Origin of the sequence: Caulobacter sp. FWC2 (genome assembly GCF_002742625.1) — a bacterium.
In the GTDB taxonomy this organism is placed as follows: domain Bacteria; phylum Pseudomonadota; class Alphaproteobacteria; order Caulobacterales; family Caulobacteraceae; genus Caulobacter.
The window spans coordinates 2478774-2498361 of sequence record NZ_PEBF01000001.1; the positions used below are offsets into that span (position 1 = coordinate 2478774).

Below are 19588 nucleotides of genomic sequence, written 5' to 3' on the forward strand. Positions count from 1 at the left end.
ATCAAGCCTTGTCGGCCTGCTAGCGCTTGTTGGCGAGCGCCGCTTGCGCCGCCGCCAGACGCGCGATCGGCACGCGGTAGGGCGAACACGACACGTAGTCGAGGCCGACCGTCTCACAGAAGCTGATCGAGGCGGGGTCGCCGCCGTGCTCGCCGCAGATGCCCAGTTTGACGTCGGGACGCGCCGCGCGGCCGCGCTCGGCGGCGATGCGGATCAGGTCACCCACGCCTTCCTGGTCGAGGCTGACGAAGGGGTCCTTCTCGAAGATGCCCTTGTCGATATAGGCGCCCAGGAACTTGCCGGCGTCGTCGCGGCTGATGCCGAAGGTCGTCTGGGTCAGGTCGTTGGTGCCGAAGCTGAAGAACTCGGCGTTGGCGGCCAGGTCACCAGCCCGCAGGGCGGCGCGGGGCAGCTCGATCATGGTGCCGACCGTGTACTTCAGGTCGACGCCCTGCTCTTCCAGCACGGCCTTGGCGGTGCGGTCGGTCAGGTCGCGCAGGTACTTCATCTCTTCGCCTTTGGCGACGAGCGGGTGCATGATTTCCGGCACCGGAGCGGCCTTGCCCGACTTGGCGATCTCGCAGGCGGCCTCGATGATGGCGCGGACCTGCATCTCGTAGATCTCGGGATAAGAGACGCCCAGGCGGCAGCCGCGATGGCCCAGCATGGGGTTGGTCTCGTGCAGCTCCTTGGCGCGACGCATCAGCTTGGCGGCGTCCAGGCCGGTGGCCTTGGCCACGGCTTCGACGTCTTCCTCGGTGTGCGGCAGGAACTCGTGCAGCGGCGGATCCAGCAGGCGGATCGTGACCGGCAGGCCCTCCATGATCGTGAAGAGCTCCACGAAGTCGGCCTTCTGGAACGGAGCGATCTTGGCCAGGGCCGCGCGGCGGCCCTTCTCGTCGTCGGCCAGGATCATCTCGCGCACGGCGGCGATCCGGGTGTCATCGAAGAACATGTGCTCGGTGCGGCACAGGCCGATGCCCTCCGCGCCGAACTGGCGGGCGGTCTTGGCGTCCAGCGGCGTCTCAGCGTTGGCGCGCACCTTCAGGCGGCGGACCTGGTCGGCCCAGCCCATCAGGGTGGCGAAGTCGCCGGTCAGCTCGGGCTCGATCATCTTCGGCGAACCGGCCAGGATTTCGCCGGTCGACCCGTCGATGGTGATGATCTCACCGGCCTTGAACTCGCGGCCACGGACCCGGAACAGGCCTTCCTTAGGGAAGATGGAGACATCGCCGGCGCCCGAGACGCACGGGCGCCCCATGCCGCGCGCCACGACCGCGGCGTGGCTGGTCATGCCGCCCCTGGCCGTGATGATGCCGCGTGCGGCGTGCATGCCGTGAATGTCTTCCGGCGAGGTCTCCTCGCGCACGAGGATGACGCTTTCGCCGGCGGCCGAGGCCTTCTCGGCGGCGTCGCTGTCGAAGACGATCTTGCCGGTCGCCGCGCCGGGCGAGGCGGGCAGACCGGTGGTGATCACGTCGCGATGGGCGGTCGGGTCGATGGTCGGGTGCAGCAGTTGGTCCAGCGAGGCCGGCTCGACGCGGCCGATCGCCTCTTCCTTGCTGATCACGCCCTCGGCGGCCATGTCGACGGCCGTCTTCAGCGCGGCCTTGGCGGTGCGCTTGCCGTTGCGGGTCTGCAGCATGTAGAGCACGCCGCGCTCGACGGTGAACTCGATGTCCTGCATGTCGCGATAGTGACGCTCCAGCGTCTCGACCACCGACTTGAACTGGGCGAACACCTCGGGCATCGCCTCTTCCATCGAGGGGGCGACGTCGCCCATTTCCTCGCGGGCGGCCTTGGTCAGGGACTGCGGCGTGCGGATGCCGGCCACCACGTCCTCGCCCTGGGCGTTGATCAGGAACTCGCCGTACAGACGGTTGTCGCCGTTCGACGGGTTGCGGGTGAAGGCCACGCCTGTCGCGGAGGTGTCGCCCATGTTGCCGAACACCATCGACTGGATGTTCACGGCCGTGCCCCAGCTCTCGGGGATGTCGTGCATGCGGCGATAGAACTTGGCGCGGTCGTTCATCCAGCTGGCGAACACGGCGCCGACAGCGCCCCACAGCTGCTCCTGGGCGTCCTGCGGGAACGGCTTGCCCAGGTGATCCTGAACAGCGGCCTTGTAGTCCTTGATCACGGCGGCCCAGTCGTCGGCGGTCAGGCCGGTGTCGACATGAACGTCCAGGCGATCCTTATGGTCGTCCAGGATCTCCTCGAACATGTGGTGCTCCAGATTGAGCACGACGTTCGAGTACATCTGGATGAAGCGGCGGTAGCTGTCATAGGCGAAGCGGCGGTCGCCCGACAGCTTGGCCAGGCCCTCGACCGTCTCGTCGTTCAGGCCCAGGTTCAGCACGGTGTCCATCATGCCCGGCATGGAAGCCCGGGCGCCCGAGCGCACAGAGACCAGCAGCGGGTTGGCGACGTCGCCAAACGCCTTGCCGGTCAGCTCCTCGACCTTGGCCAGCCCGACGGCGACCTGCTCGGTCAGCTCGGCCGGGTACTGCTTGCCGTTCGAATAGTAGTGGACACAGGCTTCCGTGGTGATGGTGAAGCCTGGCGGAACCGGCAGGCCCAGGGACGACATCTCCGCGAGATTAGCCCCCTTCCCACCCAGCAGGTTCTTCATCGAGGCGTCGCCGTCAGCGCCGCCTCCGCCGAATGCATAAACCCAACGGGTCTTGGTCAACGTCTCAACCGGCATATGCTCTCACCCTGCGATCAGTGAAGATGGCCGCGCCTCTCTTTGGAGGTCGTCTCGCCCTGGAACAGCGCTGCTTTGTCGTGATCCCGCAGTGCAATATCCGGGCGTCTCAGTAGCACTTCGCTCAAGAACGCGTCCACTGGCGCTTAGCGTTCCACGGCTCGACACGAGAATTCGGCAAATAATTCCAATGACAACGTTGTCCGACCGAGCCCGCTGGCGGGGTTTCGAGCAATCTTACGCCAAATTCGCGATGTGAGCCGAAACCGGACGATCACAGCCGCTTGTTTTCGCAGCGCGCAACGCTTCCATTCCGTGCATGGAACCGCACATTGTCCGACTCGGCACGTCTCGGAATGGGGCGGACGCCATCGCCGACCTGCACACCCGCAGTCGCCAGGTCGCCTATCGCGGTCTCTATGGCGACGCCCATCTGGACCACGCGCTGCCGGAGATCTCGCGGACCGTCTGGCGCAAGCGGTTCGAGACCTTCGACCCGGCGACCGACCTGATCCTGGCGGCGATGGAGGGCGGCGAGCCGGTCGGCCTGGCCTACGCCTCGTTCAAGCTGAATCCATCCGTGGGCGCCTTACTCGACAATCTGCACGTCGCGCCCGAGCGCTAGGGCGGCGGGCTTGGCACGGCCCTGCTGGCCGAGGTGGCGCGGTGGCTGATCGAGGACCACGGCGGCGCGCCGCTGCACCTGGAGGTCTACGCGCCCAACCAAGACGCGCTCGGGTTCTACATCCGCAAGGGCGGCGTGGAGACGGCGCGCTATCGCGAGACCGCCCCCGGCGGTAGGGACGTCGATGTCGTGCGCTATCGCTGGGCGCGGCCTGACGATCTGCTGGCTTAGCGCTCCAGCTCGGTGGCCATGGCCGAGGTCAGGGCGCCTAGTTGATCCGGCCCGATGCGATCGGTCTTCAATTTGTAGAGGCCGCGCAGATAGGCCTTGTCGGAAGCCGTCATCCGCTTGGGGCCGCCCGGCTCGACAAACAGGTTCAGGATCGAGGCCTGGTCGGGCTGGGTGGCGTCGGGGCGGATGTCCGCCAGGGCGACCAGACTGACATAGTCGGCCAGGGCGCCGATCTCGACCCCGTCAGTCTTGCGCGCGTCCACGACCACCAGGCTGTAGTGCAAACGGCTGGCGACCGGCTGGAGGATATGGCTGTCCGGGGCCCGCATGGCGCGGATATCGGTGTCACCGGACGAGATGTCGCCATAGGCCGGAACCTCGCCGGTGTAGCTGAGCCAGCGCACGGGATTGGTATTGGCCTTGAACCGGTCGATGCGTGGAAGCGAGATGGTGTCGTAGCGAATCTTCCCGCGCCTGCGCGCCTGATCCAGCATGAGCTCTGGCTCCCGCGAGAACAGGATCATCAGGTTCGGATAGCACTTCTGGGTCTCGAACCGCAGGCCGACATCGCCCGCGATCTGGCGCAGCCGTGACCGCACATAGTCGTCAACGATCTTGCCCGCGCCAGCCACCACCGGGCAGAGCTGCGGCGAACGGCGGCTGACCATACCGTTCGATAGCTCGGTCGCCGCGCGGACGTAGTTCATGGTGCGGGCGCGGTTGGCGGACTTGACCACCAGAGTGTCAGAAACCAACGGCGGCGCATCCTGCGCCACCGCCGCCATCGGAACCATCGCGGCCAGGACCAGGCCGACAGCCCAGGACCGCATCGCGCCCTCACCTATCGCGTGCGGTAGACCGCGCGGAGATAAGCCCGGTCCGCCTCGGTCATGGCCTCGGCCTTGCCGTTGTCGAACAGGTTCAGGATCGTGCCGTCGGCCGGCGCCGCGCGAGCTTGAACATCGGCCAGCGAGACCATGGTCACATAGTCCGCCAGGGCCGAGACCTTGACGTCCGCGGCCTTGTTGGCGTCGACCACGACCAGCGAGTTGTAGGGGCGCGCGTCCCGCGTCTTCATCCCTGGGGTCGCACTGCCGTGCATCCAGCGGACCGGCTGAGTGCTGGTCTTGAACTGCTGGGCGCGCTGGGCGGTGACGCCGCTATAGTTGAACCGCTTGTCGCGCGAAGCCGCATTCAACAGTTGGTCAGGCTCCGATGAGAACAAGACCACCACATTGGGCTCGCAATCCCAGCGCGCGTACTCGGCGCCGACATCCTTGGCCACCTGGCGCATGCGCGCGGCGACGTAGTCGTTCACCTCGGCCGAGGCGCCCCGGACCAGCGGGCAAACGCCTTGGCGGGCGCCGCCCGTCGGGCCATTGCCGCTCCGCAGCCGCGCCATCTCCACAGCGAGGCCGTTCTCCCGCCGCGCATCGCCCATCATGGTATCGCTCTGACGCGCCGAGACAGCAGAACCGGACGCCAGCAGCGTCATCACACCGATACCCAGAAGCACTCGTCGCATCGTGTATCCTCCAAAGGTGAGCGAAGGAGAACACAACCTCTGACTGAGAACAAGCGTATCGCGCAGCTAAAACGTAAGCGGCGGGCGATCGCTTTCCGGACGGTCGATCTCCTGCGACGGCGCGGTCATCCTGACAAACGGCGACCAGGGGCCGGGTCGCGGGCCTTGTGGGTCGGGTTCACCTCGACGTAAGGCTCAGCCGGTGCTCGTCTAGACTTGGCGCCCCGGTTGTTTGGCGCGCCTTCCCGCCGATGTAGGATTTTTGTCCGACCATGACCGACACGGCCTCGCCCAAGCCAGACCGCCACCGGAACAGCGAAAGTCAGCCGCGCATGGCCGCGGCGTGAAACTCTTGCTCGTCGAGGACGACGCCATGCTGGGCGCGGCGATGAAGCGGGGCCTGGAGAAGGCCGGCTATGTCGTCGACTGGGCCCAGGATGGCGACGAGGCGCTGGGAGGGCTCAGCGCTCAAGCCTATGAGACCGTGATCCTGGACCTGTCGCTGCCGCAGGTGGATGGCATCGAGGTGCTCAAGCGGATGCGCGCCCGCCGCGACACCACGCCGGTCATCATCGTCACGGCGCGGGGACGTGGCGATCAGAAGATCGACGGGCTGGACGCGGGCGCCGACGACTATCTGGTCAAGCCCTTCGACCTCGACGAACTGCTGGCGCGCATCCGGGCACAGATCCGCCGCGCGGAGGGGCGGGTCAACGACGTGCTGCGGGTCAAGGACGTGGCCCTGGACATCGGCGCGCGTCTGGTGCGGCGTGGCGATGCGGCCGTGCAGCTGACCGCCAAGGAGCTGCGGGTGCTCGATGTCCTGATGCGCAGGGCCGGCCGCTTCGTCAGCAAGGACGACCTGGAGAACGCGCTCTATGACGCCGCCGGCGGGGTCGAGAGCAACACTATCGAGGTGACCATCTACGCGCTGCGCAAGAAGCTCGGGACCGACTTCATCCTGACGGCCCGCGGGCTGGGCTACATGGTGGGCAAATGAAGTCGCCCCGCCCTCTTGCTCCCCGCACCTTCGATCCACGGGCCTCGGTCACCGGTCAGCTCTTCCGCCGGGTGACCGCCCTGCTGATCGCCATCATGATCACCGTCTTCGGGATGATGTACTGGACCGCCCGCAACGAGATCGACAAGGTCTATGACGGCCAGCTGATCACCGGCGCCAACGTGCTGCGCGCCCTGATGAGCGAAGAGATCAAGGAGCGCGGTCAGAACCGGTCTGGCGTCTCGCTGGAGATCGGCGACGAGTGGCTGAGCGACGAGGACCGCAAGGCCTTCGACGCCTATGCCGACTGGCGGATGTTCAGGATCTGGAAGGACGGGCGCCTGGTCCTGGGCTCCGACACCGGCCCCAGCCTGGCCCCGCCGCGCGGCCAGAAGGGGTTCGAGACCGCCAAGGTCGCAGGCAAGCATTGGCGGATCTTCAACCTGCCGGTGGGCGAAGCCGGCGTCACCATTCAGGTGGGCGAGCGCACCAGTATCCGGTCGGTGCTGGTCAAACAGATCCTGGTCGAGCTGGCCATCCCGCTGATGCTGGTGCTGCCAGCCAGCCTGGCGCTGATCTGGCTGGCGCTGAAGGACGGCCTGCGGGCGGTGCGCGCCCTGGTCGCGGCGATCGGCGATCGCGGCTCCCGCGACCTCAGCCCGCTCGACACCCGGACCTGGCCGCTCGACCTGCAGCCGATGGTGCGGTCGGTCAACGACCTGCTGACCCGTCTGCAGCGCAGCTACGAACACGAGCGGCAGTTCATCGACAGCGCCGCCCACCAGCTGCGCACGCCCCTGGCGGCGCTGAGCCTTCAGGCCCAGCTGATCGCGCAGGAGGACGATCCGGTCGAGCGCGCGACTCAGGTCCAGCAACTGCGCGAGGGCGTGGCCCGGGCCAGCGAACTGACCGAACAGTTGCTGACCCTGGCGCAGTTGGGACCGCGGATCGACCGGGACCTGACCGCCGATCCGCGCGCCGAGGCCACCGCCGCCCTGGCCGAGATCGCCGTCATCGCCGCCGCCAAGGGCGTGGCTCTGGCGCTGGAGGGCCAGACGCCGCGGGTCCAGGGCGACCCGGCCCTGGTCCGCCTGATCCTGGCCAATCTGATCGAGAACGCCGTCTGCCACGCCCCGCCTGACTCGGAGGTTCAGGTCCTGCTCTCCAGCGATCGCAACCTGGGCTGGGTGACCGTTTCCGACCACGGTCCGGGGATACCTACCGACGAGCGCGAGCGCGTCTTCCAGCGCTTCTTCCGCGGCGCCAACGCCCGTGGATCGGGCTCAGGACTAGGCCTGGCGATCGTCGAGGAGGCCTCCCGCGTCCTGGGCGGGCGGGTTATTCTTGCGGATCGCGCGGACGGCGCCCCGGGTCTGGAGGCTCGCTTCGGCCTGCCAAAGGCCGCTTCCTAGACGGTCCCTCCGACAGCGACCGAAATCGCCTCATCATTGCCCGCTTCTCTTCAGCTTCGCATCAGGTTCGTCGCCCACACCTCGCGCCGAACCGGAGCGGCGCATGCAAGTTTTCTGTGATTTCGACGGTACGATCGCCAAGGTCGACACGACCGATCTGGTCCTGACCCGTCTGGCCGACCCGGCCTGGGAGGACCTCGAGGACCAGTGGAAGCGCGGCGAGATCACCGCTGCGGCGTGCATGCGCGGCCAGGTCGCCCTGATCGGCGGCGACGACGCCGCGCTCGACGCCGTGCTCGACAGCGTCGAATTGGTCAACGGCTTCGCGGATTTCGTCGCCTGGTGCCAGGCCAGCGCCGTGCCGCTGACCGTGGTCAGCGACGGCGTCGACTATTTCATCGCCCGGATCCTGAGCCGCCACGGCCTGGGATATCTGCCCGTCGTCGCCAACCGCCTGGTCGGTGACGCGGTCGCTGGACGCCGGCTGGAGCAGCCCTGGTCGCGCGCCGGCTGCGCGGCCGGGTCGGGGGTCTGCAAGTGCCAGGTCGCCTCGACCGACGCCCAGACCGACAACCTCATGGTCTTCATCGGCGACGGGCGCTCTGACTTCTGTGTCTCGGGTCGCGCCGACCTGCTGTTCGCGCGCGACAAGCTGGCCGCCTACGCCCGCTCACGCGCCATGCCGCACCACGAATTCTCGGACTTCCACAGCATCACCACGACGCTCGCCGCGGTCCACGGCCGCCTGGCCCGTCGCGCCGCCATCTGATCGGAGTTTCCCCATGTACGACGCCGAACACCCCGTCCTCGACGAAGCCGCCCTGCGCGACCTCGAGGCCCAGTACTGCTCCTACGGCGATACGGTCCACTATCTGCCCGACCCGAAGTTCTTCACGGGCTGCGAGGGCTCGTTCATGTACGACGCGCAGGGCCGCGAGTATCTGGACCTGCAGATGTGGTACTCGGCCGTCAATTTCGGCTACCGCAATCCGCGCCTGACCGCCGTCGCCCACCGCCAGCTCGACACCCTGCCGCAGGTCGCCAGCCAGTACCTGCACCGCGAGAAGGTTGAGCTCGCCGCGATGATCGCCCAGGACGCCGAGAAGAAGTTCGGCCGCAAGGGCCGGGTCCATTTCAATGTCGGCGGCGCCCAGGCCGTCGAGGATTCGCTGAAGCTGGTCCGCAACGCCACCGGCGGCAAGCAGCTGATGTTCGCGTTCGAGGGCGGCTATCACGGCCGCACCCTGGGCGCTTCGGCGATCACCTCGTCGTACCGCTATCGCCGCCGCTACGGCCACTTCGGCGACCGCGCCCAGTTCATCGAGTTCCCGTACCACTTCCGCGGCCCCAAGGGCATGAGCAAGGAAGAGTACGGTCACCACTGCGTCCAGAAGTTCGCCCGCCTGTTCGAGACCGAATATAACGGCGTGCTCGACACCAAGACCGGCCAGGCGGAATACGCCGCCTTCTTCATCGAGCCCATCCAAGGCACCGGCGGCTACGTCATCCCGCCGATGAACTTCTTCTCCGAACTGAAGAAGGTCCTCGACCAGTACGGCATTCTGCTGGTGGTTGATGAGATCCAGATGGGCATGTGGCGGACCGGCAAGCTGTGGTCGATCGAACACTTTGGCGTGCAGCCGGACGTACTGGTGTTCGGCAAGGCCCTGACCAATGGCCTGAACCCCCTGTCGGGCGTCTGGGCCCGCGAAGAGCTGATCAATCCGGAGATCTTCCCGCCCGGTTCGACCCACTCGACCTTCAACGCCAACCCGATGGGCACCTCGGTGGCGCTGGAGACCCTGCGCATGACCCACGAGGTCGACTACGGCGCCCAGGTGATGGCGAAGGGCGCCTACTTCCTGGAAGGCCTGAAGGAGTTGCAGAAGCGCTGGCCGCAGATCGGCGACGTCGACGGCCTGGGTTTGGCCCTGCGCGCCGAGATCTGCGAGGCGGACGGCTTCACGCCCAACAAGGTCCTGCTGAACAAGATGGAAGAGGTCGCCATGTCGGGCGAGCTCGAGGTCGACGGCAAGACCATGGGCCTGATCCTCGACGTCGGCGGCTACCACAAGAACGTCATCACGCTCGCGCCCTCGCTGGAGATCAGCAAGGACGAGATCGACCTGGCCCTGAAGCTTCTGGATGCGGTGCTGCGCCGGTGCGTCGACTGAGTGATCGCCTGACCCCGGTGCTCCTGGACCTCGACGGCGCGTTCGAGGACCAGACGCTGCTGGCCGCTGAAACCCTGGCCGCGGGCGGTCACCAAGTGACCGCCCGCGACCTTGGTCCGGCCCTGCGCCTGTGGAGCCGCCCGCCCGCGCTGGAAGCCCTGCGCGAGCGCCTGCGGGCGGGTGTCCAGACCAGCCCCAGCCTGGTGTTCACCGGCTCGGGCGACTTTCACCACGTCTCGCCGCTGCTGATCGAGCGGGCGATCGAGGCGTCGTGGAGCGAAAGCGTGACGGTGCTGCATTTCGACAACCACCCCGACTGGGTGCGGTTCGAGGACGGCATGCACTGCGGTTCGTGGGTCGGGACGGCCGCGCGCCTGCCCGGCGTGGCCAAGGTGGTCACGGTCGGTGTGTGCAGCGACGACATCGCCCATCCGACCGCCAAGGGCGCGCATCTGGACCTGGCCGACGACGGTCGGCTGGAGCTGTACGCCTATCGCGCGCCGGACGGCGGCGCGGCCGTCCGCGTGGGCGCCGCCGCGTGGCCGACGGTCGAGAGCCTGGGCGAGGAAGCCTTTGTCGACTTCCTGGCTTCGCGCATCGAGACCGACGCCGTCTATGTCACGATCGACAAGGACGTCCTGCGACCGGAAGACGCCGCCACCAACTGGGACCAGGGGCGCACCAGCCTGCGGTTCCTGGAGGCGATGCTCGACCGCATCCTGGCCGAACGCCGCCTGATCGGGGCCGACATCGTCGGCGACTGGAGCCGTCCGCGCTATGGCGGCGGCGCCGTCGCGGCCCTGCTCAAGCAAGGCGAGGCGTTGCTGGACCAGCCCTGGTCGCCGCCTGCGCCCCAGGCCCGCCAGGTCAATGAGGGCGTCAACCGGCGCCTGTTGCGCCTGTTCGTGCAGGTCGCCGCATGAGCCGTATCCTGTCCTCGGCCGCCTTGGGTCTGGCCTTTTGCGTCGTGACCGAGATCACCCGCGAGCTGTGCTTCAAGGCCGCCGCCAACCGGGCTCAGGACGGTTCGAACTACGTTCTCGACCTGGCGCGCCAGCCGGTCCTGTGGCTCGGGCTGGCGTTCTGGATCAGCGAGACCATCGCCCTGGTCCGCGTCCTGGAGATCGCGCCGCTGTCGGTGGCCTATCAGATCACCACCTTGCCCTATGCCGGCATCCCGATCGCCGGCGCCCTGGTGTTCCGCGAGCGCCTGACCCGAGGTCAGGTCGCGGGCGCGGTGCTGATCGGGCTGGGCGTGATCCTGGTCGGAGCCTCCGGCCTATGACCGTTCAAGACCGCAGCTTCCGGCTGAAGGCCGAGGGCCGTCGCGGCGTATTGCTGATCCACGGCCTGACTGGCGCCCCCGACGAGATGAAGTTCCTGGCCAGGCGGCTGCACCGCCAGGGCTTCGACGTCATGGTCCCGCAGCTGGCCGGACACGGCGCCGACATGGCCACGCTGCTGCGCAGCACCTGGCGCGACTGGCTGGACTCCGTGGTCGCCGCCTACGACGCCTACGCCCGCGAGGTCGACGAGATCTTCGTTGCTGGCGTCTGCGTCGGCGGCGCTCTGGGTCTGGAGCTGGCCGCCCAGCGCCCCGAGATAGCCGCCGCCGTCGTCTATTCGATGACCTTCGAATACGACGGCTGGAACATGAAAGGCTGGATGAAGGGCGCCTACCTGATCCAGGCGATCGCCAACCTGCCGCTGGTGCGCCGGATCAGCTTCGCCGAGCCGTATCCTTTCGGCCTCAAGGACGAGCGCCTGCGCGAACGCGTGGCGCGCGCGCCGGAAGCCTTCATCGAGGGCTCTCTGGACCGTCTGCCGTTCGGAGCCCTATTCCAGATGTATCGCCTGGGCCGGCGCCTAGAGCACGACGCCAGCGCCATCGACATCCCCTGCCTGATCATGCATGCGCGCGAAGACGACATGAGCGATCCGCGCAACGCCTGGCGCTTGAAGCGCGCCCTGGGGCCAAAGGCCGAAGTGCGGCTGTTCGAGGACAGCTACCACATGCTGCACGTCGACAAGGAGCGCGCCCTGGTCGCCGACGAGACCGCCGCCTTCTTCCTGCGCCACGCCGCCAGCGCCCCGGCCTTCGCGGCCGAGCCCGTACATGCTTGAAGCCCGTGTCGTCGACACCCTGGCCGCCGTCGACCCCGCCGCCTGGGACGCCCTCTTCCCCGGCGAGGTCGAGCGCTATGACTATCTGGCCGCAGTCGAGGCCGCCGGCCTGGAAGGCTTCGCCTGGCGCTATGTCCTGGTCGAGGAGGATGGGCGGCTGCTGGCAGCCGCGCCGGCCTTTCTCACCCGGTACGCCCTGGAAACCACCGTCGACGGCGCCGCCAGGACTATCCTGCGCGCGATCGGCCGGGTCGCGCCGGGACTGACCACGCTGCGCCTGGCCTGCCTTGGCTCACCGTGCACGGAGACCGCCCAGCTCGGACTGTCGCCCGACGCCGACCCGGTCGTTCTACTTGGCCTGATGATGAAGACCTTCGAAGACGCTGCGCGACATGAGCGCTGCGGCCTGATGGCGGTCAAGGACGTGCCGGCCCCGCATGCCGCCCTGTGGGCCAATGCCCTAGGTCCGGCCGACTACCAGCCGATGACCGGCCTGCCGCTGGCCAGCCTGGAGGTCGATTTTCCCGACCAGGAAACCTATCTGGCGCGGCTGTCTCCGGCGACCCGCAAGGACATGCGCCGCAAGCTGCGCGCCGCCCAGGTCGTGAGGGTCGAGGTTCGCCGCGACCTGACAGGCCTCGAGTCCGAGGTCATGGCCCTCTATGCCGAGACGAGGGCGCGCGGCGACCTGCAATTCGAGACCCTTACGGCGGACTATTTCACCGGCGTGCTGGACCGCATGGGCGAGCGCGCTGCCTGCGTGCTCTATTTCGTCGACGACGTGCTGTTGGCCGCCAACCTAGTCCTGATCGACGCCGGAACCCTCGTCGACAAGTTCTTCTGCATGCGGGCCGAGGGCCGCGACCACAACCTCTACTTCCTGAGCTGGTTCACCAACATCCGGCTTTGCCTCGACCTGGGCCTGACCCGCTATCAGAGCGGCCAGGCCGCCTATGCCAACAAGCTGCGACTAGGCAGCGGCCTGATCCCCACGGCCATGTATTTTCGCCACCGCAACCCGTTGCTCAACCGCGCCCTGCGCTGGCTCGCGCCGCTGCTGGCGCCGGACGTCCCCCATTGACCCCACCTGAACCGGTCGTCGATCCGGCGCCCCCGACCACCTTCCGCGCGCGATGGGCCAAACGCTTGCTGTTCCTGGCCCTGCCCCTGCTGGGCCTGGCCTATCAGGTGACCGCCAAGGAGACCGCCCAGGTCATGTCCGGCGTCCCGTTCGGCAGGCTATGGCTTTCGAAGGTGCTGACCGTGCCGTGGGCCGAGGCGCTGATCGCGCTGGAGATCATCAGCTTCTGCGCCTGGATGGTGGTGCTGTCCGAGATCAAGCTCAGCGAAGCCTTCCCGCTGTCGGCGCTCAGCTACGTGCTGGTCGTGGCGGCCAGCTGGACCGTCTTCCACGAGCCCGCCAGCCTGCTGCAGATCCTCGGCGGCGTCGCCATCCTCGCCGGGGTCTGGCTGATGGGCCGCTCCGGCGAACCGGCGCAATGAGACCCAGCGCGATCGTCCTGGCCGCCTTCGTCGTCGTGAGCATGGCCAGCGCGGCCAAGGCTGAAGCGGGCTCGCCCGACTATGGTCCTTGGACGGTGGATGTCGGATTGATCTCCCGCACGCGCCCCGTCCATCTGGGATCGTCTCGCTACACGACCGATCTGCTGCCGATCGTCTCGGCCAGCTACGGCGACCTTGTGGAGTTCAGCCTCGACGATGGCCTGACCGCCAGCCTGTGGCGCGGCGGCGGCTGGTCGGCTGGTCCTGTGGTGGAATACCGCCAGTCCTATAACGACCGCGTGCCCCGGCGGGCCTTCGTCATGGAAGACGCGGTCGAGGTCGGCGGCTTCGTGAAGCGCCTCACGCCCATCGGCGATGTCAGCCTGCGGGTGCGCAAGGCGGTCGACGGCTATGGCGGCTGGTCCGGCGACCTGGCGTTCGATACCGGCGCCCAGGTCTCGCCGCGCTGGAAGGTCGGCGCGCAGGCCCGTCTCTCGTGGGCCGACAGCAGCTTCTCGCGCGAGTATTTCGGCCTGCGACGGAAAGCCGACCGGCCCCAGCAGCTGCCGCGCTTTGCCGAAAACGACTTCTACAGCGCCGGTCTGGAACTGGACGCCGCCCGGGCTATTGGTCCGCGCACGGCCATCGTCGCCACGTTCAGCGAGGACCGCATCCTGGGCGAGGAGTGGCGCAGTCCGCTGCTGCGCACCCGCGACATGGTGACGTTCGGCTTGGGCCTGACCTACCGGTTTGGCTGATAACGGTGAACTCTGGTTGGCTTTACCCACCCTAGCGCGACCAGCCCGAATTGTGAGATGCAATAAAGACGGCCGGCTCCCAGGAGAACCGGCCGCTGTTTACAGTTCGAGTGTTCTTCCGCTCTAGAACGGAATCTCGTCGTCCAGGTCGGCCGAGAAGCTCTCGCGCGGGCCGCTGGGCTGGCTGCGCTGGCCGCCGCCGCCGCCAAAGCTGGAGCCGCCGCCACCGCCCGAATAGCCGCCACCGTACTCGTCACCGCCGCCCGACGAGGCGCCAGCGCCCGCGCCGTCGCCGCGACCGCCCAGCATGGTCAACTCGCCGCGGAACTTCTGCAGCACGATCTCGGTCGAGTACTTCTCAGCGCCCGTGTTGTCGGTCCACTTTCGGGTCTGGATCGCGCCCTCGATATAGACCGTCGAGCCCTTGCGCAGATACTGCTCGGCGACCTTCACCAGGTTGTCGTTGAAGATCACGACGCGGTGCCACTCCGTCTTTTCCTTGCGCTCGCCGCTGGTGCGGTCGCGCCAGGTCTCGGAGGTGGCGATGCGAAGATTGGCGACGCGGTCGCCCGAACCGAGGCTGCGGATCTCGGGATCAGCCCCGAGATTGCCCACCAGAATGACCTTGTTGACGCTGCCAGCCATCGCTCGCCCTTGTTCTCGCCCGGCGACCTTCGCGCCGGAATCTGGAGCGAGACGTTAACGAGAGCTTGCGGCTCGCGCAAGTTTTGTTCTCATAACGTTCTTGTGGACGGGAAAGACGGCTGTGGACGGACGAGCCATCCACTCGCTGCTGCGCAGAACGCTACTGGCTGGGTTCGCGGCGGATGGCGCCCGGCACGGCCAAGCGTCCGTCACCGGTGCGGACCAGCGACATGAAGCGCGGACCTTCATAGGTCTGGCCGACGTAGATGCCCTCCTTCTCAAGGAAGATGAACGAGCCCTGGTAGGCGCCAACCATGCCCACGCTGTTGGACTGGCCCAGGCGCACGAAGCGCTGACGCGCGCCTTCAAGCGCCGCCGCGCACAGCTCCATCTGCGGCACGTTACGCTCCACCGGATTATAGCGCAGCGTGCCGTCCTTGTTGGTCGCCACCTGGAAGCACACGCCCTGTTCGAACGGGGCCTTGGTCTGCTTCTCGCAACCGGCGAGCGCGAGACTGGAAACGGCCAGAACGGCGGCGACGGCGAGGACGGTCTTGCTCATGGATTACACTTATAAACCTATCAGCCGTTGGGGATAGAGCAGTTTGGGCCCTGGTCGAACGCGGTGTGGAAGCTGCGGTTGTCGGACGAAATCTCGACGCGGCCAGGCACCAGCCGCAGCGTTTCCTCGCCCCAGCGGCCATAGGTGGCGCCGCCGGTCTTCTCGCAGCGCCCGCCGAACAGCTGCTGGGCGCAGGCGTTCAGGGTGATCTCGCCGGGCAGCCGCCGCCACTCGTTGCCCGCGTAGCGCCAGCAGGCGCCGAGCGGGGTGTTGGCCGCGGTATTGGCCGACGAGGCTGGCGTCGCCGCAGGCGTCGCCGGGGCCGCGGCGGGCGCGGAGACAGTCGGGGTCGGCGGCAGCGGAGTCAGGACCGTGCCCGCCTGGTCGGCGGCGGCCAGGGCGCCCGTCTCGTCGACGCCGACATCCAGGGCGCCGGTGGCCACCCCGTTTTTCTTGGCGCATTCGGCCAGGGTGATCTCGCCGACGAAGGCGCCGCCCACGAAGCAGCGCAGCGGTCGCGCGGGATCCAGCTTGCTGTCGTCGTCACGGCCCGTCTCGACGATCAGACCGCCCCGAGAGGCCGGCGGAGCCTCGTCCGGCTTCTTGTCATGGCCCGACATCAGGGCCACGGCGATGCCCAGGCCCGCCAGCAGCGCGAGTGCGCCACCGCCGGCGAAGATGAGGGTTCGGCGATCTTTCAGAAAGTCCATGGCCCCTGGCTACGACGCGTCGATGACGCTTTCAAGCTCGACGGGCCAGAATATGAGGCCTAGCCGCCGCCCGTCAGGCGGTTCAGCGCCGCCTGGTAGTTGGCCAGCTGGCTGGTCAGATAGGCCGGAACCTTGCCATCGGTCTTTCCCGCGCTTTTCGAGCTGTCGCTCTTCACGCCCATGGCCGTGTCGGCGATCTCGCGATAGGCGCTGCGGACCGACGACATCGCTCGTTGGATGACCATGGTGGCGTTCTTGCGTCCCGCATCCGAGGTCAGGTCCAGCTCGGGCGGCAGGCTAAGACCATAGACCGGACCGCTGCCGTCGGCCGAGACGGTCTTACCGTCGTCGGTCTTGGTGGCGCGCACGACGCCGCCGGCCAGGCCCAGGGCCGTCAGCACATCGGCGCCGCCCTTGCCCGCCACGATCTCGATCGTCGAGGTGTTGGAGGCGGGGCTGATCTTCAGGACGCGGCTGTTGCCGCTGGTAGCGGTCTCGACCTTGGCGCGGTAGCCAGAGGCGCGCTTGATCTTGTCCGCCAGGGTCTCGAGCGTGTCCTTGGCCTCGATGGTGATCGTGGCCAGGTTGCCGCGCTCGCGGGTGCGGATCTGGAAGGTGTCGCCGGCCCGCGCCGCGGTCGCCGAGACGATGCGGTCGGACTGGGCGTAGTTCACAGCGCCGGTCGGCAGGCCAAGGGCGTCCAGCGAAGAGGCGCCGGTCTTGGCCACCGCCACAGAGGTCGGCGTCGCATAGCCGTCCTTGCCGGTCAGGCGCTGGCTCCAGTCGACATTGCCCGTGCCGACATTGACCTGGGCGACGTAGCCGTCCTTGGTCCCGACCGTCGCCTGCCCATCCAGGTTGGCGCCGGCCGAGCCGACCAGCCAGGCCGTACCGTTCGAGACGTCGAAGCCGGTGACCGTATCGTCGCCGGTGCCGCCGTAATAGGTCAGCGCATCGCTGCCGTTGTTGGAAAGGTCCAGCGACATCCGGCCGACGAAAGCGTCCATGCCGCCCGACGGCGCCGTCGTGGCGCCATTGATCGACATCAGGGTGTTGGCCGTGGAGCCGCCGACATAAAGCTGGCCGCCGTCGATCTTCAGTCCCACCAGATCGCCGCCCTTCAGCGAGCCCAGGTCGCGCTTGGCGCCGGCCGCGACCGTGGCGGTCTTGGTGTAGGTGACTGGCACGGTCTGATAGGCGCCGTACTGATCGAGCTTGCTGACGTTCTCGGTCACGACATTGGCCGAGACATCAAAGCTGCGCAGGGTCGCCGAACCGTTCTCCTTGGATCCGACGATGACCTGCGAACCGTTGACGATGATGTCGGAGACGCTGTCGTTCTCGGTCGTGCCGAATTTCTGGGTGAACAGCGCCTGCGGCTTGCCGGCGCTGTCGGTGGCGAAGGCCGTCAGATAGGCGTCATAGCCGCCGCTGGGGTCCGAGCCGACCGCGCCGGGCAGGTCCGACTTGCTGCGGCCGCCGACATAGAGAACGCCATCCGAGCCGAACGCCAGGGCCGTGGCCTCGTCGTCCTGCAGGCCGCCGCGGCGCACCGTCCACTGCTCGTCGCCCTTGGAGTCGTAGCGGGTGACGAAGCTGTCGCTGGTCTTTCCGGTGTCGCCACTGTTGATCGGACCGTTGACCGCGCCGTTCAGGCGGCCCGTGACGGAACCCGCCACGGCCACGCTGCCGTCGTCGCCAACGGCCAGGGAGAGGCCATTGGCCTCGTCAGTCGCGCCGAGGGTTCTGGCGTAAAGCAGATGGCCGGCGCTGTCGTATTTGAGCAGAGCGACGTCGCTGTCGCCCTTGATCGGCTGGCCGTTGAGGTCGAGCTTGCCGTCCACCGAGGTGTCGACGTCGGCCAGCATGTAAACCGAGCCGTCCGCGCCCGTCACCGACTTGCGGACGCTGTTGATCGTGCCCTGCAGAGTCTCGGTGAACACCTTGCCGCCCGGCGCGCCTGCGTTGGGGCCGCTTCCGGTCCCGGCCGCGCTGTACTTGGTCAGGGTGTTTTCATAGACGGCGTCGTTGGTCTTCGAATCCTTGTCGGGATCCGGATTGCCGGCCTTGGTGGTGACATAGACCGCTGGCGCCGTCGTCGGGGCGCTGAAGCTCACCTGCTCGGCGATGTCGCCGTTGATCTTCAGGGCGAAGTCGTCGCCGGTGGCGGGAAGGGTGACAGGCTTACCGCTGACCTGGACCGTGCGCTCCTGGCCCGCCGTGCGCTGCACCGAGAAGCTGGTGTTGAACCCGGCCGCCTTCAGCTTGCCGTTCATGTAGCTGACGACGTTGGACATGGTCCGGGGCGTCGAGCCCATCTCGGACAGATCCATGGCGACATTGGAGGTCACGCCGAAGCTCTTGACCGAGACCCCGAACGAGACATCGCCCTTGAACCGCGGCACCTCGTCGTCGACCTGGCCGCTATAGAGCGTGTCTGTCGTGTAGGTCGTGCTGTTCTTGGGGACCCCGACCGTGGCCTTGTCGCTGGTCATCACCGCGCCGGTCGTCAGGCGCATCTGATCCAGCGACAGTCCCTGGACGTAGCTGGTGACCTCACCCAGGCCACGCCCCAGCGCTGTCTGCAGGCGCTTGATCTCGCCGTCGGTCTGGCCCTTCTGCCCCGCCTGGGTGACGAGGGCGGCCATCGTGCTGAGCGCCTGGTACGATGCGAACAGCTTCTTGTAGTCGGGACTGACGCCCTTGAGACTGGAGGCGTTGGCGCCTTCGTCGACGAACTTGCGGCCGTTCAGGGCCGAACGGACCTGCTCGCTGGCCGCGGGCGCGTTGCCCAGCCAGGGCGCGTTCGGCACGACGGCCTTCTTGCCGCCCGACGCCGTCGTCGCCGTTCCCGACGCAGCCGCTCCCGTCACGCCCGCGCGGGCCTGATAGTAGTTGAGCAGGAGGCTGGAGTCGAAGCTGATCACGACCTGTTCCAATCAGGGCGCAAAGCGCCCCTGGGTTACCCTTGTCAGACCTTCGCTGACGACTCCTTAACGATTAGCCTTAAGCGGCGATAAGGTTGGCGTCCGACAGCGCCCGGCGAGCGCCCTCGCGCAGCCCCGCCCACTCCGAGGCCAGGATTCCCAGCAGCACGACGTCGCGCGGCTCGCCGCCCTTCAGCACGTGGCCGCGCAGATAACCTTCGCGGCGGAATCCGGCCGAGGATTGAGCCTTCAAGGCCGCGTCGTTATCGGCCATGACCTCGGCGAACACCTTGTGCAGGCCGAGCTCGCCGAAGGCGAGGTCCAGACCCAGAACCTGGGCCGCGCGCCCCACGCCCCTGCCCCGCGCCTCGGCCGAACCGAGGAACCAATGCAGGCTGGCGCGGCGATGGTGGCTGCCAAGGCCGGTCAGGGTGATCAGGCCCATGGGCGCGTCAGAACGGGTGATCATCCAGCCGCGCATGTCGGGATCGGTCCGCAGAGCGTCGAACCAGGCCGCGTGAGCCGCCCGGCTCGGCAGTTCTGCGTCGGACATCCAGCGGTCTACCTCCGGTTCGGAGCGCCACTGAAAGAGGATCGTCTCGTCCTCGTCTCGCAAGTCGCGAAGTTCGATCATGCCCGTCGCCGAATCCCCGGTTCGCCTTGCGGAACCTTAGCCCGCGGATGC

At 67.6% G+C, this 19588-nt stretch carries 19 protein-coding genes and 1 pseudogene; 12 read left to right on the top strand and 8 right to left on the bottom strand.

The features are described from left to right. Positions 1–19 precede the first annotated feature (19 nt). Positions 20–2707, bottom strand: a complete 2688-nt coding sequence (gene ppdK, locus CSW62_RS11870; protein WP_099578029.1) for a pyruvate, phosphate dikinase — start codon at positions 2705–2707, stop codon at positions 20–22. A 319-nt stretch (positions 2708–3026) separates the two neighbouring features. Between ppdK and CSW62_RS26915 the strand changes: the two genes are divergently transcribed. Both CSW62_RS26915 and CSW62_RS26920 read left to right on the top strand, forming a co-directional pair. Then, entirely contained in the window at positions 3027–3332 is a 306-nt protein-coding gene (locus CSW62_RS26915; RefSeq protein ID WP_233206665.1) for a hypothetical protein, read from the top strand. A 12-nt stretch (positions 3333–3344) separates the two neighbouring features. Beyond that, positions 3345–3563: pseudogene (locus tag CSW62_RS26920) on the top strand (GNAT family N-acetyltransferase); the annotation flags it as partial. On the opposite strand, the gene CSW62_RS11880 reads toward CSW62_RS26920, so the two are convergent. Both CSW62_RS11880 and CSW62_RS11885 read right to left on the bottom strand, forming a co-directional pair. Continuing rightward, positions 3560–4393: a hypothetical protein gene (locus CSW62_RS11880; protein ID WP_099578031.1), complete on the bottom strand. Its 834-nt coding sequence runs from the start codon at positions 4391–4393 to the stop codon at positions 3560–3562. The pseudogene CSW62_RS26920 and the gene CSW62_RS11880 sit on opposite strands and share 4 nt — an antisense overlap. Positions 4394–4404: 11 nt before the next feature. After that, positions 4405–5088: a hypothetical protein gene (locus CSW62_RS11885; RefSeq protein WP_099578033.1), complete on the bottom strand. Its 684-nt coding sequence runs from the start codon at positions 5086–5088 to the stop codon at positions 4405–4407. Positions 5089–5431: 343 nt separating this feature from the next. Here CSW62_RS11885 and CSW62_RS11890 point away from each other — a divergent pair, with 343 nt between their 5' ends. The 10 genes from CSW62_RS11890 to CSW62_RS11930 all read left to right on the top strand — a co-directional run bounded on the left by CSW62_RS11890 (position 5432) and on the right by CSW62_RS11930 (position 14059). Beyond that, positions 5432–6088 carry a response regulator transcription factor gene (locus CSW62_RS11890; protein ID WP_099578035.1) on the top strand — a complete coding sequence of 219 codons (657 nt, stop codon included), beginning with the start codon at positions 5432–5434 and terminating at the stop codon, positions 6086–6088. Continuing rightward, positions 6085–7500, top strand: coding sequence for an ATP-binding protein (locus CSW62_RS11895; RefSeq protein WP_099578037.1), 1416 nt, complete (start codon positions 6085–6087; stop codon positions 7498–7500). The genes CSW62_RS11890 and CSW62_RS11895 overlap by 4 nt, the downstream gene beginning before the upstream one ends. 103 nt (positions 7501–7603) lie before the next feature. Then, the gene (locus CSW62_RS11900) at positions 7604–8269 is read left to right on the top strand and encodes an MtnX-like HAD-IB family phosphatase (protein ID WP_099578039.1); all 666 of its coding nucleotides are present in this window, start codon (positions 7604–7606) and stop codon (positions 8267–8269) included. Between the two features lie 13 nt (positions 8270–8282). Beyond that, positions 8283–9674: an aspartate aminotransferase family protein gene (locus tag CSW62_RS11905; RefSeq protein ID WP_099578041.1), complete on the top strand. Its 1392-nt coding sequence runs from the start codon at positions 8283–8285 to the stop codon at positions 9672–9674. After that, on the top strand, positions 9662–10597 hold the full coding sequence (locus CSW62_RS11910; RefSeq protein ID WP_099578043.1) for an arginase family protein: 936 nt from the start codon (positions 9662–9664) through the stop codon (positions 10595–10597). The genes CSW62_RS11905 and CSW62_RS11910 overlap by 13 nt, the downstream gene beginning before the upstream one ends. Further along, complete coding sequence (locus CSW62_RS11915) at positions 10594–10959, top strand: permease (protein WP_099578045.1); 366 nt, start codon at positions 10594–10596, stop codon at positions 10957–10959. Before CSW62_RS11910 ends, CSW62_RS11915 begins: the two co-directional genes overlap by 4 nt. Then, positions 10956–11798, top strand: a complete 843-nt coding sequence (locus CSW62_RS11920) for a carboxylesterase (protein ID WP_099578047.1) — start codon at positions 10956–10958, stop codon at positions 11796–11798. The genes CSW62_RS11915 and CSW62_RS11920 overlap by 4 nt, the downstream gene beginning before the upstream one ends. Beyond that, positions 11791–12879, top strand: coding sequence for a GNAT family N-acetyltransferase (locus tag CSW62_RS11925; protein ID WP_099578049.1), 1089 nt, complete (start codon positions 11791–11793; stop codon positions 12877–12879). Before CSW62_RS11920 ends, CSW62_RS11925 begins: the two co-directional genes overlap by 8 nt. Next, positions 12876–13301, top strand: a complete 426-nt coding sequence (locus CSW62_RS26135) for an EamA family transporter (protein ID WP_143324377.1) — start codon at positions 12876–12878, stop codon at positions 13299–13301. Before CSW62_RS11925 ends, CSW62_RS26135 begins: the two co-directional genes overlap by 4 nt. Continuing rightward, positions 13298–14059, top strand: coding sequence for a MipA/OmpV family protein (locus CSW62_RS11930; protein WP_143324378.1), 762 nt, complete (start codon positions 13298–13300; stop codon positions 14057–14059). The genes CSW62_RS26135 and CSW62_RS11930 overlap by 4 nt, the downstream gene beginning before the upstream one ends. Positions 14060–14182: 123 nt before the next feature. On the opposite strand, the gene ssb is transcribed toward CSW62_RS11930, so the two are convergent. The 5 genes from ssb to pseH all read right to left on the bottom strand — a co-directional run bounded on the left by ssb (position 14183) and on the right by pseH (position 19537). After that, complete coding sequence (gene ssb / locus CSW62_RS11935) at positions 14183–14704, bottom strand: single-stranded DNA-binding protein (RefSeq protein WP_099578053.1); 522 nt, start codon at positions 14702–14704, stop codon at positions 14183–14185. A 160-nt stretch (positions 14705–14864) separates the two neighbouring features. After that, positions 14865–15266, bottom strand: coding sequence for a hypothetical protein (locus CSW62_RS11940; RefSeq protein ID WP_099578055.1), 402 nt, complete (start codon positions 15264–15266; stop codon positions 14865–14867). Between the two features lie 20 nt (positions 15267–15286). Then, positions 15287–15976, bottom strand: a complete 690-nt coding sequence (locus CSW62_RS11945; RefSeq protein WP_099578057.1) for a hypothetical protein — start codon at positions 15974–15976, stop codon at positions 15287–15289. Positions 15977–16035: 59 nt separating this feature from the next. Next, positions 16036–18903, bottom strand: a complete 2868-nt coding sequence (locus CSW62_RS11950; RefSeq protein WP_099582265.1) for a hypothetical protein — start codon at positions 18901–18903, stop codon at positions 16036–16038. A 79-nt stretch (positions 18904–18982) separates the two neighbouring features. Beyond that, positions 18983–19537 (bottom strand): UDP-4-amino-4,6-dideoxy-N-acetyl-beta-L-altrosamine N-acetyltransferase, encoded by a 555-nt coding sequence (gene pseH / locus CSW62_RS11955; RefSeq protein WP_099578059.1) that lies wholly within the window; start codon positions 19535–19537, stop codon positions 18983–18985. Positions 19538–19588 lie beyond the last annotated feature (51 nt).

Bases quoted from the DNA above. Each gene is read 5' to 3' on its own strand.
- CSW62_RS11915 (WP_099578045.1), top strand. From the start codon at position 10,594: ATGAGCCGTATCCTGTCCTCGGCCGCCTTGGGTCTGGCCTTTTGCGTC.
- CSW62_RS11945 (WP_099578057.1), bottom strand. From the start codon at position 15,976: ATGGACTTTCTGAAAGATCGCCGAACCCTCATCTTCGCCGGCGGTGGC.
- CSW62_RS11920 (WP_099578047.1), top strand. From the start codon at position 10,956: ATGACCGTTCAAGACCGCAGCTTCCGGCTGAAGGCCGAGGGCCGTCGC.
- CSW62_RS11905 (WP_099578041.1), top strand. From the start codon at position 8,283: ATGTACGACGCCGAACACCCCGTCCTCGACGAAGCCGCCCTGCGCGAC.
- CSW62_RS11895 (WP_099578037.1), top strand. From the start codon at position 6,085: ATGAAGTCGCCCCGCCCTCTTGCTCCCCGCACCTTCGATCCACGGGCC.
- CSW62_RS11885 (WP_099578033.1), bottom strand. From the start codon at position 5,088: ATGCGACGAGTGCTTCTGGGTATCGGTGTGATGACGCTGCTGGCGTCC.
- ppdK (WP_099578029.1), bottom strand. From the start codon at position 2,707: ATGCCGGTTGAGACGTTGACCAAGACCCGTTGGGTTTATGCATTCGGC.
- CSW62_RS11925 (WP_099578049.1), top strand. From the start codon at position 11,791: ATGCTTGAAGCCCGTGTCGTCGACACCCTGGCCGCCGTCGACCCCGCC.
- CSW62_RS11900 (WP_099578039.1), top strand. From the start codon at position 7,604: ATGCAAGTTTTCTGTGATTTCGACGGTACGATCGCCAAGGTCGACACG.
- CSW62_RS11940 (WP_099578055.1), bottom strand. From the start codon at position 15,266: ATGAGCAAGACCGTCCTCGCCGTCGCCGCCGTTCTGGCCGTTTCCAGT.
- CSW62_RS26915 (WP_233206665.1), top strand. From the start codon at position 3,027: ATGGAACCGCACATTGTCCGACTCGGCACGTCTCGGAATGGGGCGGAC.
- CSW62_RS11930 (WP_143324378.1), top strand. From the start codon at position 13,298: ATGAGACCCAGCGCGATCGTCCTGGCCGCCTTCGTCGTCGTGAGCATG.
- pseH (WP_099578059.1), bottom strand. From the start codon at position 19,537: ATGATCGAACTTCGCGACTTGCGAGACGAGGACGAGACGATCCTCTTT.
- CSW62_RS11880 (WP_099578031.1), bottom strand. From the start codon at position 4,393: ATGCGGTCCTGGGCTGTCGGCCTGGTCCTGGCCGCGATGGTTCCGATG.
- ssb (WP_099578053.1), bottom strand. From the start codon at position 14,704: ATGGCTGGCAGCGTCAACAAGGTCATTCTGGTGGGCAATCTCGGGGCT.